The sequence below is a fragment of the Klenkia sesuvii genome, from assembly GCF_037083825.1.
GTDB classification, from domain to species: Bacteria; Actinomycetota; Actinomycetes; order Mycobacteriales; family Geodermatophilaceae; genus Klenkia; species Klenkia sesuvii.
In genome coordinates this window covers 36524-49501 of sequence record NZ_JBAPLU010000003.1, presented here as the reverse complement: position 1 = coordinate 49501, position 12978 = coordinate 36524, and the positions used below count along the sequence as shown (strand labels likewise).

Annotated in this window: 10 protein-coding genes and 1 pseudogene; 6 read left to right on the top strand and 5 right to left on the bottom strand. The window is 74.2% G+C overall.

Going from position 1 to position 12978, the window contains the following annotated elements; genetic code table 11:
- Nucleotides 1–7: 7 nt before the first annotated feature.
- Entirely contained in the window at nucleotides 8–595 is a 588-nt protein-coding gene (locus TEK04_RS03750) for a helix-turn-helix domain-containing protein (RefSeq protein WP_336402974.1), read from the top strand.
- A 114-nt stretch (nucleotides 596–709) separates the two neighbouring features.
- Nucleotides 710–1206 (top strand): annotated as a pseudogene (locus TEK04_RS21330) (cysteine hydrolase family protein).
- Nucleotides 1207–1327: 121 nt separating this feature from the next.
- Here TEK04_RS21330 and TEK04_RS03740 read toward each other — a convergent pair.
- The 4 genes from TEK04_RS03740 to mmuM form a co-directional block, all read right to left on the bottom strand.
- Nucleotides 1328–2089, bottom strand: a complete 762-nt coding sequence (locus TEK04_RS03740) for a sulfite exporter TauE/SafE family protein (protein WP_336402973.1) — start codon at nucleotides 2087–2089, stop codon at nucleotides 1328–1330.
- On the bottom strand, nucleotides 2086–2868 hold the full coding sequence (locus TEK04_RS03735) for a sulfite exporter TauE/SafE family protein (protein ID WP_336402972.1): 783 nt from the start codon (nucleotides 2866–2868) through the stop codon (nucleotides 2086–2088). The genes TEK04_RS03740 and TEK04_RS03735 overlap by 4 nt, the downstream gene beginning before the upstream one ends.
- Complete coding sequence (locus TEK04_RS03730) at nucleotides 2865–5381, bottom strand: DEAD/DEAH box helicase (RefSeq protein WP_336402971.1); 2517 nt, start codon at nucleotides 5379–5381, stop codon at nucleotides 2865–2867. Before TEK04_RS03730 ends, TEK04_RS03735 begins: the two co-directional genes overlap by 4 nt.
- 84 nt (nucleotides 5382–5465) lie before the next feature.
- Nucleotides 5466–6344, bottom strand: coding sequence for a homocysteine S-methyltransferase (gene mmuM / locus TEK04_RS03725; protein WP_336402970.1), 879 nt, complete (start codon nucleotides 6342–6344; stop codon nucleotides 5466–5468).
- 16 nt (nucleotides 6345–6360) lie between these two features.
- Between mmuM and arfB the strand changes: the two genes are divergently transcribed.
- Nucleotides 6361–6798 carry an alternative ribosome rescue aminoacyl-tRNA hydrolase ArfB gene (gene arfB / locus TEK04_RS03720; protein ID WP_336402969.1) on the top strand — a complete coding sequence of 146 codons (438 nt, stop codon included), beginning with the start codon at nucleotides 6361–6363 and terminating at the stop codon, nucleotides 6796–6798.
- Here arfB and TEK04_RS03715 read toward each other — a convergent pair.
- Nucleotides 6770–7345: a beta-class carbonic anhydrase gene (locus tag TEK04_RS03715; protein ID WP_336402968.1), complete on the bottom strand. Its 576-nt coding sequence runs from the start codon at nucleotides 7343–7345 to the stop codon at nucleotides 6770–6772. The two genes, arfB and TEK04_RS03715, sit on opposite strands and share 29 nt — an antisense overlap.
- Before the next feature lie 177 nt (nucleotides 7346–7522).
- Between TEK04_RS03715 and TEK04_RS03710 the strand changes: the two genes are divergently transcribed.
- Genes TEK04_RS03710 through TEK04_RS03700 form a run of 3 tightly spaced genes read left to right on the top strand, consistent with a single transcriptional unit; the run spans nucleotide 7523 to nucleotide 12899 of the window.
- The gene (locus TEK04_RS03710) at nucleotides 7523–10072 is read left to right on the top strand and encodes a molybdopterin oxidoreductase family protein (protein ID WP_336402967.1); all 2550 of its coding nucleotides are present in this window, start codon (nucleotides 7523–7525) and stop codon (nucleotides 10070–10072) included.
- Complete coding sequence (gene nirB, locus TEK04_RS03705) at nucleotides 10072–12591, top strand: nitrite reductase large subunit NirB (RefSeq protein ID WP_336402966.1); 2520 nt, start codon at nucleotides 10072–10074, stop codon at nucleotides 12589–12591. Before TEK04_RS03710 ends, nirB begins: the two co-directional genes overlap by 1 nt.
- Nucleotides 12588–12899, top strand: a complete 312-nt coding sequence (locus tag TEK04_RS03700; RefSeq protein WP_336402965.1) for a Rieske (2Fe-2S) protein — start codon at nucleotides 12588–12590, stop codon at nucleotides 12897–12899. The genes nirB and TEK04_RS03700 overlap by 4 nt, the downstream gene beginning before the upstream one ends.
- Nucleotides 12900–12978: the final 79 nt, after the last annotated feature.

Sequence of the window (12978 nt, the reverse complement as noted above, 5' to 3'; positions counted from 1 at the left end):
TGTCGACATGCCGACCGACGAGGCGGTGCTGGCGGGGGTGGGGCCGCGGCTGCGGGCGCTGCGGCAGCGGCGGGACCTGACCCTCACCGCGCTGTCGGCCGCCACCGGGATCTCGGTGAGCACGCTGTCGCGGTTGGAGTCCGGGGGGCGCAAGCCGACGCTGGAGCTGCTGCTGCCGATCGCGCGGGCGCACGGGGTGCCCCTCGACGAGCTCGTCGGGGCGCCGCCGGTGGGGGACCCACGGGTGCGGGCGGACCCGGTGCAGATGCACGGCATGACGATGTGGCCGCTGTCGACCCAGCCCGGTGGGTTGCAGGCGTACAAGCTGCTGATCCCGGCCGGGTCGGAGCGGGGCGCGGAGCCGGACCAGAAGACGCACGAGGGCTACGACTGGCTGTACGTGCTGTCAGGTCGGCTGCGGCTGGTGCTGGCCGAGCACGACCTGGTGCTGGGTCGCGGGGAGGCGGCGGAGTTCGACACCCGCACGCCGCACTGGTTCGGCAGCGCCGACGACCGCCCGGTGGAGATGCTGGCCCTGTTCAGCAAGCAGGGCGAGCGCATGCACCTGCGGGCCCGGCCGAAGGGGTCCCGCTGACCCCGTCGTGGGAGGCTGCCGCCGTCCGACCCGTCGCCGTGGGGGTCCTGTGCCCGTCCCGTCGCTCGACCCGGCCAGCACGGCGTTGCTGGTGGTGGACCTGCAGCGGGGGGGGTGGTGGGTCGGGACGTCGGGCCGCACCCGGCCGACACGGTGGTGGAGAACGCGCTGCAGCTGTGCGAGGCCTTCCGGTCGGTGGGTGCACCGGTCGTGCTGGCGCGGCGCACCCCCGACGACGGAGACCGACCGCCGGTCGACGCCGATGCCGGGCGGCGGGGACCGGTGCCCGGCATCGGCGAGGTGGTGGGGGAGCTGCGCCTGCTCGGTGACGTGGTGCTGGTGCGGTCGGCGTGCAGCGCGTTCCACGGCACCGACCTGGACGCGCAGCTGCGTGCCCGGTCGGTGACCACGGTGGTGCTGGCCGGGCTGACCACCGACGGGGGGTCGAGTCGACGGCGCGGGCCGCCCACGACCACGGCTACGGGGTGGTGGTGCCCGAGGACGCGTGCAGCGGCACCGACGCCGTGGTGCACGAGTTCGCGATCGCCCGCACCTTCCCTCAGCTGGCCCGGGTCACCACCACCGCGGCCACCATCGCCGCTCCCGCCTGACCGCTCCGCGCACCGCGCCCGAGGGGTGGCCGGACATCGTCCACGGTCTGCGCACCGGGCACCGGCCGGCCACCGTGCAGGATGTGCGGCCACCCCCGCAGAGCCCGACCGGCCTGTGCACTCAGCCGAAGGCGTCGATCCCCAGCTTGACCGCCAGGCCCAGGCCGAGCAGCGCGATCACCCGGCGCAGCCACGTGGCGTCGACCCGGCGCACCACCCGGGGACCCAGCCGGCCGCCGAGGAAGAAACCGATCGCCAGCGGCAGCATCGCGACCCAGGCGACGTCGGCGAACAGTGCGTAGCCGACAGCGGCAACCAGGTTGGCGACCAGCAGCAGCACGTTCTTGGCCGCGTTGCCCCGCGGCACCGTGGTGCCGGTGGCCAGCAGGAACATCGCGAGCATGAGCACACCGGCCGCGGCGCCGAAGTAGCCGCCGTAGATGGCGATCACGTACACCCCGACCGCCAGGGCCCAACCCGAGCCGTGGGACCCCCGAGCCCCCTCGGCCGCCAGCTCGCGGGGCGGCCGCTGCACCAGGATCGCCACCGACGCCCCGGCGATCAGGAAGGGCACGATGCGCTCGAACCCGCCCGCAGGCGTGATCAGCAGCAGGACGGTGCCGGTGGCCCCGCCGAGCAGCGCCGCCACGGCCAGCCGCGCCAGCCGCCGTCCCTGGCCGGTGAGCTCGGGGCGGGAGGCGCTCACCGAGCCGACCCCGTTGAACACCAGCGCCACGGTGTTGGTGACGTTCGCGGTCACCGGCGGCAACCCCGCGGCCAGCAGCGCGGGGTAGCTCACCAGCGACGCGAGCCCGGCGATCGACCCGGTGAGCCCGCCGCCGACCCCGGCGACGAGCAGCAGCACCCACTCCACCCAGCTCACGTCAGCAGCACCACGATCGCCACGATGCCGACCACCACGATGAGCGAGCGCAGCAGCCACGAGGGCAGCCGTCGTCCGTACCGGCCGCCGAGGAAGCCGCCCACCAGCGACCCGGCGGCGACCAGCCCGGCCGCACGCCAGTCGACGCGGTCGGCCGCGACGACGACGTAGGTGAGGGCCGCGACCCCGTTCACCCCCAGCGTGAGCACGTTCTTGAGGGCGTTGAGCTGCTGCAGCGAGTGGGGGAGGAGCAGGCCGAACAGGCCGATCTGCAGCACGCCCTGGCTGGCGGCGAAGTACCCGCCGTAGGTGCCGGTGGCGTACGCGCAGCCGAAGAGGGCCGCGGTGCGCCCAGGCCCGACCCGGTCGGTGGGCGAGGGCCCGGCTCCGGAGCGGCGGGCGGCCAGCCACCGCTGCAGCAACGGCTGGACGGCGACCAGCACGACGGCCACCGCGACCAGCACCGGCACGATGGTCTCGAAGGCCGCCGCCGGGAGGTGCAGCAGCAGGAACGCCCCCGTGAGTGCGCCCAGCACCGACGCCGGGAACAGCGACAGCAGCAACCGGCGCTGCCCGGCCAGCTCACGCCGGTAGCCCAGCGCCCCCGTGAGGTTGCCCGGCACCAGGCCCATCGAGTTCGACACCGTCGCGGTCACCGGGGGCAGCCCCACGGCCAGCAGCACGGGGAAGGTCACCAGGGTGCCGGAGCCCACGACGGCGTTGATGCCGCCCGCGGCCAGGCCCGCGGCCACCACCGCGAGCACCTCCCACCAGGTCACGAGTCCTTGCGTCCGGCGTCGACGACGCGCAGCACCGGGGCGCCCTGGTCGTCGGAGGCCTCCAGGTCGACCTCGACGTCGATGCCCCAGTCGTGGTCGCCGTCCGGGTCGTCGATGATCTGCCGCACCTCCCAGAACCCCGGGCGCGCGGAACGGTCGACGACGAACAGCGCCGGCCCCCGGGCGTCCGCGCCGGTCTCGACGGAGGAGTGCTGCGCGAAGTAGGCCTGCACGACCTCCCCCCAGCGGTCGGCGTCCCAACCTGAGCCGGCGTCCAGCTCACCGAGGTCGTACCAGCGTCGCCGCGCCCAGAACTGCACCCGCTGCCAGACGGCGTTGCGCACCATCGCGGTGAACGCCCGCACGTTGCCGGTAAGCGGCCGCGGCCGCGTCGGCACCGCGGGGACGGCGACGTCGGCTGCGGCGCCCCCACCCACCGCGGTCAGCTCCTCCCACTCGTCGAGCAGCGACGAGTCGACCTGCCGGACGACCTCGCCCAGCCACTCGACCACGTCGGTGACCTCCTCCGTGCGCGCCTCGGCGGGGACGCCGGACCGCAGTGCCCGGTAGGCGTCGGTGAGGTAGCGAAGCACCGCGCCCTCCGAACGGGTCAGCCCGTAGGCGTTCACCAGCTCGCGGAAGGTGTAGGCGTTCTCCCACATGTCCCGGACGACGCTCTTCGGCGAGGGCTCCACCGCCGCCGCCCACGGGTTGCCGCGCACGAACGTCTCGTGGGCGGCCTCCAGCAGCTCGGCGAGCGGCTTGGGGTAGGTGACGTCCTCCAGGAGCTCCATGCGCTCCTCGTACTCGATCCCCTCGGCCTTCATCTCGGCCACGGCCTCGCCGCGGGCCTTGTTCAGCTGGGCGCCGAGGATCTGCCGGGGGTCGTCGAGCGTCGACTCGATGACGCTCACGACGTCCACCACGAACGTCTCCGACGCGGGGTCCAGCAGGTCGATGACGGCGAGCGCGAACGTCGACAGCTGCTGGTTCAGCGCGAAGCCCGGCGGCAGGTCCCCGGTCAGCCGGTAGGTGGGGCGGCCGTCCACGACGACCCGCTCGACCACCTCGGCGGCGATCAGCGTGCGGCCGATGCCGACCGCGTCGCGGATGTGCCTGAGCTGTCGCTTGCGCGGCTCGTGGTTGTCGGTGAGCAGCTTGGCCAGCGCCGCCACCGGGTCGCCCGGGCGGGCCAGCACGTTGAGCAGCATCCCGGTGGTCACCTGGAAGTGCGACGTCAGCGCCTCGGGCTCGGCGGTCTCCAGCCGCTGCGCGGTCGCCTCGCTCCACGGCACCATGCCCTCGGGCACCTTCTTGCGCACCAGCTTGCGGCGCTTCTTCGGGTCGTCGGCGACCTTGGCGAACTGCTTGAGGTTCTCGACCTCGTGGTCGGGTGCCTGGACCACGACGTACCCCGCGGTGTCGAACCCGGCGCGTCCGGCCCGGCCGGCGATCTGGTGGAACTCCCGCGCCGACAGCAACCGCATCCGGGTGCCGTCGTACTTCGAGAGCGCCGAGAACACCACCGTGCGGATCGGCACGTTGATCCCGACGCCCAGGGTGTCGGTGCCGCAGATGACCTTGAGCAGCCCGGCCTGGGCCAGCTGCTCCACCAGCCGCCGGTACTTGGGCAGCATGCCGGCGTGGTGCACGCCGATGCCGTGCCGCACCAGGCGGGAGAGCGTCGTCCCGAAGGCGCTGGAGAACCGGAACCCGCCGATCAGGTCGGCGATCTTCGCCTTCTCCTCCTTGGTGCACACGTTCACGCTCATCAGCGCCTGGGCCCGCTCGAGCGCCGCGGCCTGGGTGAAGTGGACGACGTACACCGGGGCCTGCCGGGTGTCCAGCAGCTCCTGGATCGTCTCGTGCGCCGGGGTGGTGGCGTAGGAGAAGTGCAGCGGCACCGGGCGCTCGGCGCCGGCGACCAGGGCGGTGGGTCGGCCGGTGCGGCGGGTGAGGTCCTCGCGCAGGGCGGTGGTGTCGCCCAGGGTCGCCGACATGAGCAGGAACTGGGCGTGCGGCAGCTCCAGGATCGGCACCTGCCAGGCCCAGCCGCGGTCGGGGTCGCCGTAGAAGTGGAACTCGTCCATCACCACGAGCCCGATGTCGGCCTCGGGCCCCTCGCGCAGCGCGATGTTGGCCAGCACCTCGGCGGTGCAGGCGATGATCGGGGCGTCGGCGTTGACCGCGGCGTCGCCGGTGAGCATGCCGACGTTCTCCGCGCCGAACACCCCGCACAGGGCGAAGAACTTCTCGCTGACCAGCGCCTTGATCGGTGCGGTGTAGAAGCTGACCCGGTCCTGGGCGAGCGCGGCGTACTGCGCGCCCGTGGCGACCAGCGACTTGCCCGAGCCGGTGGGGGTCGCGAGCACCACGTTGGCGCCGCTGACCAGCTCGATCAGCGCCTCCTCCTGGTGCGGGTACAGCTCGGTGCCCGCGTCGGCGGCCCAGGCGGCGAACTCGGCGAACAGGGTGTCGGCGTCGGCGCCGTCGGGAGGCGAGAGAACGGTCATCGTGCCTCCCAGGGTCCCCGACCGGTGTTGATCATCGGCGGGTGGCTGCCCGACACGCGGACGGCGACCGCCACCGGGCGATGATCAACGGGAGGGCCGGACGGCGGCGGCCACCGCAGCCACGTCGGACGGGCGCACGCGGCAGCAGCCGCCGACCAGCCGCGCGCCGGCGGCGACCCAGGCCGGCACGTCCCAGCCGGCGCCCGTGGACCCGGTCCAGGCCCGCGCCCCGGCGTCCCAGGTCTCCCCGCTGTTCGGGTAGACGACCGTGGCCCCGGTGGCCAGCGCGGCAGGGACACCCGACGGCTCGGTGCAGTTCACCCCGACCGCCAGCACGTGCGGTCGGGCGAGGGCCACGACGTCGGCCAGCGGTTCGCCGCGCCGGGTGTGGACGACGCCGTCCGGGCCGGTCACGACGGTCAGCGAGACCCATGCCGGGACGCCGAGCGGCTCCAGCTCGGCCAGCAGCGCCTCGACCTCGGCCGCCCCCGGCAGCGTCTCGCACGCCAGCACGTCGACCCCGGCCTCGGCGAGCACCTCCAGCCGCGGCCGGTGGAACGCCCGCAGCTGCGCCACGCCGACGTCGGACAGGTAGGCGCCCGTGTACTCCGACCCGTCGGCCAGGTACGCCCCGTACGGCCCCACCGACCCGGCCACCCACGAGGACGGCGCGCCCGCCCGGGCCAGCTGCACCGACCGCGCGATGAGCCCCGCGGCGTCGTCGAACCCGGCGGCGGCGAAGCCGGGCAGCGTGGCCTGGTAGCTCGCGGTCGTGGCGACCTGCGCGCCGGCGGCCGCGAAGGCGGCGTGCGCGTCGCGGATGGCCCCGGGGTCGTCGCGCAGCAGCCGGGCCGACCACAGCGCGCTGGTCACGTCGTGCCCGCGGGACTCCAGCTCGGTGGACAGCCCGCCGTCCAGGACGACGGGTCCGGCGGCCAGCGCAGCGGCGAGGGAGGTGCTCATGCGGACAATGGTCGGCGTGCCCACCGACGACCCCGCCGGCGACCTCCCGGTCACCCCGCGGCTGGTCGTGCCCGCGGCGATGCTCGGCTGGCGGTTCAGCCGGTCCTCGGGCCCCGGCGGGCAGGGCGTCAACACCGCCGACAGCCGGGTCGAGCTGTCGGTGCGGGTGCTGGAGGTCCCCGGCCTGACCGAGCACCAGCAGGCCCGCCTCGCCGAGCGGCTCGGGTCCCGGCTGGTCGACGGCGTCCTGACCATCACGGCGAGCGAGCACCGGCAGCAGCTGCGCAACCGCGAGGCCGCCCGCGCCCGGATGGCGATGGCCATCGGTCAGGCGCTGGCCCCGCCCGCACCGCCGCGCAGGAGGACGAAGCCCACCCGCGGGTCGAAGGAGCGCCGGATCACCGCCAAGAAGCAGCGCGGGCAGCTCAAGAGACTGCGAGGCGGACTGGACTGAGGGCGCGCTGGCGCTCCCGGTCCAGGTCCCGCTCGCGCCGGTCGCCACGCCCGGGTACCACGACCTCCCGCAGCTCGTGGGTGGCCACGTCGTGCACGAAGCCGCGGACGGCGTCGGGGAACAGCAGGAAGGGCGAGCGGCGGACCCGCCGCACCGACTGCGCGACGTCGGCCTCCAGGTCGGTGAAGGTCTCGATCGCGAACGAGGGGGAGACCCCGCTGTCGGCCTGCAGCTCGGCGCGGAACCCGTCGTCGGTGATCTTCTGCATGCCGCAGTCGGTGTGGTGCACGAGCACCACCTCGCGGGTGCCCAGCTTGCGCTGGGAGATGGCCAGGGACCGGACGACGTCGTCGGTCACGACGCCGCCGGCGTTGCGCAGCACGTGCGCCTCGCCCGGCGCCAGGCCCAGCACGTCGAACAGGTCCAGCCGGGAGTCCATGCAGGTCACGATCGCGACGTGCAGCCTGGGCTGGATGGGCAGGTCGGACGGCGCCTGCGCCGCCGACCACGTGCGGTTGCGGTCGACGAGGTCGTCGGTGGCGGTCATGGTGTCTCCCCGGGGTCAGAGGGTCTCCCCGTTGTTGTCGGCGTGGCCGCAGCGGTCTCCATGACCCGGTGGGGTGAGAGCCCCGCACAACCGGTGCCGCGACGTCGTGAGGGGTACGGAACGCGACCTTGACGTCGGTGACGCCGACCCGGAACCGGCCCGCCGCAGGCTCCACCCGTGCCCCCCGCCCCGTCGGCGTCCCGCACCCGGACGACGCAGACCCACTGCCCGTACTGCTCCCTGCAGTGCGGCATCGCGCTGACCGCCGGCGACCGCCCGGCCACCCTCGTGCCGGCCGACTTCCCGACCAACCGCGGCGGACTGTGCTCCAAGGGGTGGTCGGCTCCCGAGCTGCTCGACCACCCCGAGCGGCTCACCCGGCCCCTCGTGCGCAGCACCCCGGGCGACCGGACCTCGCCGTTGGTGGAGACGTCGTGGGACGCGGCGATGGACCTCGTCGTGGCGGGCATCCGGCGGACGCAGGAGGCGCACGGGCTCGACGCCGTCGGCTGCTTCGGCGGCGGCGGTCTGACCAACGAGCAGGCCTACCAGTTCGGGAAGTTCGCCCGGGTCGCGCTGCGCACCTCCCAGATCGACTACAACGGGCGGTTCTGCATGTCCTCGGCGGCCGGTGCGGCCAACCGCGCGTTCGGCCTGGACCGCGGCCTGCCCTTCCCGCTGGCCGACCTGGCCGGGGCCGACGTCCTGGTGCTGGTGGGCAGCAACCCGGCCGACACGATGCCGCCGGCGATGCAGTACCTGGACGCCTCCCGGGAGAAGGGCGGCCGGCTGTTCGTCGTCGACCCCCGCCGGACGGCGACCGCCCGCGCCGCCGAGCTGCACCTGCAGGCCCTGCCCGGCACCGACCTCGCGCTGGCCAACGGCCTGCTGCACATCGCGGTCGCCGAGGGCCTGGTCGACGAGCAGTACGTCGCCGCCCGCACCACCGGGTGGGACGCCGTCCGGGCCTCGGTCAAGGCGTACTGGCCCGACCGGGTCGAGCGGCTCACCGGTGTGCCCGTGACCGCCATGCGCCGCGTCGTGCTGGCGCTGGCCGGCGCGGAGAACGCGATCGTGCTGACCGCCCGCGGGGCAGAGCAGCACCGCAACGGCACCGACACCGCCCAGGCGTGGATCAACCTCTCCCTGGCCCTCGGCCTGGTCGGTCGCCCGGGCAGCGGCTGGGGGACGGTCACCGGGCAGGGCAACGGCCAGGGCGGACGGGAGCACGGGCAGAAGGCCGACCAGCTGCCCGGCTACCGCATGCTCGCCGACCCGGCAGCCCGTGCGCACGTCGCCGCCGTGTGGGGGGTGGACCCCGACTCGCTGCCGCAGCCCGGCCGCAGCGCCTTCGAGCTGCTCGACGCCCTCGGCCGCGACGTGCACGCCCTGCTGGTGCTCGCCTCCAACGTCGCGGTGTCGGCCCCCGACGCCCGCCGGGTGATGAGCCGGCTGCGCGAGCTGCAGTTCCTGGTGGTCAGCGACTTCTTCCTCTCCGAGACCTCCGAGCTCGCCGACGTGGTGCTGCCCAGCGCCATGTGGGCGGAGGAGGACGGCACGATGACCAACCTCGAGGGCCGGGTCATCCGGCGCCGCAGGACCCTCGACCCGCCTGGCGAGGCCCGCGACGACCTGGCGCTGCTGGCCGACCTGGCCGACCGGCTCGGCGCCGGGGCGCACTTCAGCGCCGACCCCGAGACCGTCTTCGCCGAGCTCGGCCGGGCCAGCGCCGGCGGCAGGGCCGACTACGCCGGCATCACCTGGTCGCGGGTGGACGACGAGCAGGGCGTGTTCTGGCCCTGCCCGACCCCCGACCACCCCGGCACCCCGCGGCTGTTCCTGGACCGCTTCCCGACCCCCGACGGTCGGGCCCGGTTCGTCGCCGTCGAGCACACCGGCGCCCACGAGCCCCCGGACGCCGAGCACCCCTACGTGCTCACCACCGGCCGGGTGATGGCGCAGTACCAGTCGGGCACCCAGAGCCGGCGCTCGCGCAGCCTGCAGCTGGTCGCCCCCGCGCCCCGCTGCGAGCTGCACCCCGACCTGGCGGCCCGGCACGGCATCGCCTCCGACGACGTCGTCGAGCTGACCACCCGCCGCGGGAAGGCCCGGTTCATTGCCACGGTCACCGACGCCGTGCGGCCCGACGTCGTCTTCGCGCCCTTCCACTGGGGCGGCGGGTCCAGCGCCAACGCGCTCACCGACGCAGCCCTCGATCCGATCAGCCGCATGCCGGCCTTCAAGACCTGCGCGGTCGCCGTCGCCCGCGTCGGCGGACCCGTCGAACGTGTGCCCGCCCCGACCTCCCAACCCGTGCCGCTCGTCCTCGATGGCGCACCCCGCACCCCGCTCACCCCGACCCGGAGGAGAACCCCAGCCGTGAAGAGCACCCCGAGGTTCCTGCAGGGCATCTACCCCCTCACCGGGGAGGGGCTGACCAAGCCCGGCCCGGTCGACCCCGCGCTCACCTACACCGTGCCGGCCGGCGCCAACGCCCAGGCGCTGTACTTCCGCGGCGGCAACTCGACGTCCGAGCTCGTGTACGTCCTGCTGGTGCGGGACGGCGAGCCGGTGCGCTGGTTCCCGATCGGCGCCAAGGGCGACGTCCACGTGCCGCTGCGGGTGGTCGAGGACCTGCCCGGCGGCAGCGTCATCACCCTGCACGCCGCCGCGCCCGCGGGCGTCACCGGCGAGCTCGTGGTCGACCTGGGTCTGGTGGAGGTCTGATGACGGCCATCCTGGGGGCCGCCACGCGGCCCCGCTCGGAGCAGCAGGACGTCGACACCCGCGCGCAGATCGTCGTCGTGGGCAACGGCATGGCGGGCGCGCGCTTCGTGGAGGAGGTGCTCGAGCGCGACGGCGGCCGGGACTTCCGGATCACCGTCCTCGGCGACGAGCCGCACGGCAACTACAACCGGATCATGCTGTCGCCGGTGCTGGCCGGCGAGGCCGACGAGGCCGACATCGTGCTCAACAGCCACGACTGGTACGCCGAGCGCGGCGTCGAGCTGCGTGCCGGCGTGCGGGTCGAGCGCATCGACACCGTGGCCAAGGTCGTGCACGCCGCCGACGGCACCGCGACCCCCTACGACCACGTCGTGCTCGCCACCGGCAGCCACTCGTTCATCCCGCCGATGACCGGGGTGCGGACGGCCTCGGGTGACCTGCTGCCCGGCGTCGTCGGGTTCCGCACCATCGACGAGACCCGCCAGATGCTCGCCGCCGCCCGCACCCACCGCAAGGCCGTCGTCATGGGCGGTGGCCTGCTCGGCCTGGAGGCCGCCCGCGCGCTGCAGGCGCAGGGCATGGCGGTCGAGCTGGTCCACGCGATGGGCTGGCTGATGAACGCCCAGCTCGACGCCGAGGCCGGCGGGGTGGTGCGGCGCAGCGTGGAGGAGCTCGGCATCACCGTGCACACCGACGCGATGGCCACCGAGGTGCTGGGCACCGACCGCGTGACCGGCGTCGTGCTCAAGGACGGGCGCACCCTCGACTGCGACCTGCTGGTGGTGGCGGCCGGGGTCCGGCCGCACACCGACGTCGCCGTCCGGTCCGGGGTGGAGGTCGAGCGGGCGATCCTGGTCGACGACCGGATGGCCACCGACGTCCCCGACGTCTACGCGATCGGCGAGTGCGCGCAGCACCGCGGCACCGTCTACGGCCTGGTCGCCCCCGCGTGGGAGCACGCCACCGTGCTCGCCGACCTGCTCACCGGCGCGGATCCCGACGCCGCCTACACCGGCTCCCGGACGGCGACCAAGCTCAAGGTCGCCGGCGTCGACGTCGCGGTGATGGGGGTGAGCACCCCTGAGCGCGAGTCCGACGAGTTCCTGGTGATCAGCGAGCCCAAGCGCGGGGTCTACCTGTCCGTCGTGGTCCGCGACGACCAGCTCATCGGGGCCACGCTGGTCGGCGACACCCGCAAGGTCGCCTTCCTCACCCAGGCGTTCGACCGGCGCACCCCGCTTCCGACTGAGCGGATCAAGCTGCTGGTCGACCTCTCCGACGGCGACGCCGAGGTGGGCGTGGCCGAGCTGCCCGGCGACTCGCAGGTCTGCAACTGCAACGGCGTCACCAAGGACCGGATCTGCGGTGCGGTGGCCGACGGCTGCACCTCGCTGCCGGCAGTCATGGACGCCACCCGCGCCGGCAAGGGCTGCGGCTCCTGCAAGGGCCTGGTGCAGCGGATCGTGGAGTGGGCCGCCGACGGCAACCTGACCGAGGAGGAGTCGGCGTCCTGGTACGTGCCGGGTGTGCCGCTGCCCAAGCCCGAGCTCATCGCGGCGATCAAGGAGCACGACCTGCGGTCGGTCTCCGCGGTCTTCGCGACGCTGGCCCGGGGCGGCGAGGAGGACGCGAAGTCGAAGATGGGGCTGGCCAGCCTGCTCAAGATGATCTGGGGCTCCGACTACGTCACCGAGCCCGACGCCACGTTCGTCAACGACCGGGTGCACGCCAACATCCAGCGCGACGGCACGTTCTCCGTCGTCCCGCAGATGAAGGGCGGGGTCACCACGCCCGCGCAGCTGCGCAGGATCGCCGACGTCGCGGAGAAGTACGACGTCCCGATGGTCAAGGTGACCGGCGGGCAGCGGATCGACCTGCTCGGCATCCGCAAGGAGGACCTGCCGAAGGTGTGGGCCGACCTCGGCATGCCCTCGGGCTACGCCTACGGCAAGTCGATGCGCACGGTGAAGACCTGCGTGGGCAGCGACTTCTGCCGCTTCGGCCTCGACGACTCGACCCAGCTGGGCATCGACCTGGAGACCCGCTTCCAGGGCCTCGAGAGCCCGGCGAAGATCAAGATGGCCGTGGTCGGCTGCCCGCGGAACTGCGCCGAGGCCTACGTCAAGGACGTCGGCGTGGTCGCCACCGGCAAGGGCCGCTGGGAGGTCTACGTCGGCGGCGCGGCCGGCGCCTCGGTGCGCAAGGGCGACCTGCTGGCCACCGTGTCCACCACGTCGGAGGTCCTCGAGCTCGTCGGCCGGTTCCTGCAGCTCTACCGGGAGAACGGCAACTGGCTCGAGCGCACCTACGACTTCGTGCCGCGCTTCGGGCTGGACCGCCTCAAGGCCGTGCTGCTCGAGGACAGCGAGGGTCTGTGCGCCGCGCTGGACGAGGGCATCCAGCGCTCGATCGACGCCTACACCGACCCGTGGGCCCGCGACCTGGCCGCACCGTCGTCCCCGGGGCAGTTCCGCACGGCGCTGCCGCTGACGGTGCTGCCGCAGGTGCCGGTCCGATGACCTCCTCGCTGCAGGCCCACGTGGTCGGCCGGGCCGACGAGGTGCCGGTCGGGGAAGGCCGCGCGTTCACCGCCGGGGGGACGCCGGTGGCGGTGTTCCGGCTGCGCGACGGCTCGCTGCGCGCGGTGGCCGCGGTCTGCCCGCACGCCGGCGGCCCGCTGGCCGACGGCCAGAGCGACGCGAAGGTGGTGGTCTGCCCGCTGCACCTGAACGCCTGGCGCTGGGACGGCACGCCGACGACCGGCGCCGGCCCGCTGCCGGTCTACGCCGTCCGCGAGGAGGACGGCGCCCTCGTCGTCGAGCTCTGAGGCGCCGCCCGGGGTGGCCGCACATCCCGCACGGTGGCCGGCCGGTTCATCAGCCGGCCACGGTGCAGAAAGTCCGGCC

What these genes read in the sequence shown, in the direction of transcription:
- TEK04_RS03700 (WP_336402965.1), top strand. Translation starts at nt 12,588, where the DNA reads ATGACCTCCTCGCTGCAGGCCCACGTGGTCGGCCGGGCCGACGAGGTG.
- mmuM (WP_336402970.1), bottom strand. Translation starts at nt 6,344, where the DNA reads ATGAGCACCTCCCTCGCCGCTGCGCTGGCCGCCGGACCCGTCGTCCTG.
- nirB (WP_336402966.1), top strand. Translation starts at nt 10,072, where the DNA reads ATGACGGCCATCCTGGGGGCCGCCACGCGGCCCCGCTCGGAGCAGCAG.
- TEK04_RS03750 (WP_336402974.1), top strand. Translation starts at nt 8, where the DNA reads ATGCCGACCGACGAGGCGGTGCTGGCGGGGGTGGGGCCGCGGCTGCGG.
- TEK04_RS03730 (WP_336402971.1), bottom strand. Translation starts at nt 5,381, where the DNA reads ATGACCGTTCTCTCGCCTCCCGACGGCGCCGACGCCGACACCCTGTTC.
- TEK04_RS03715 (WP_336402968.1), bottom strand. Translation starts at nt 7,345, where the DNA reads ATGACCGCCACCGACGACCTCGTCGACCGCAACCGCACGTGGTCGGCG.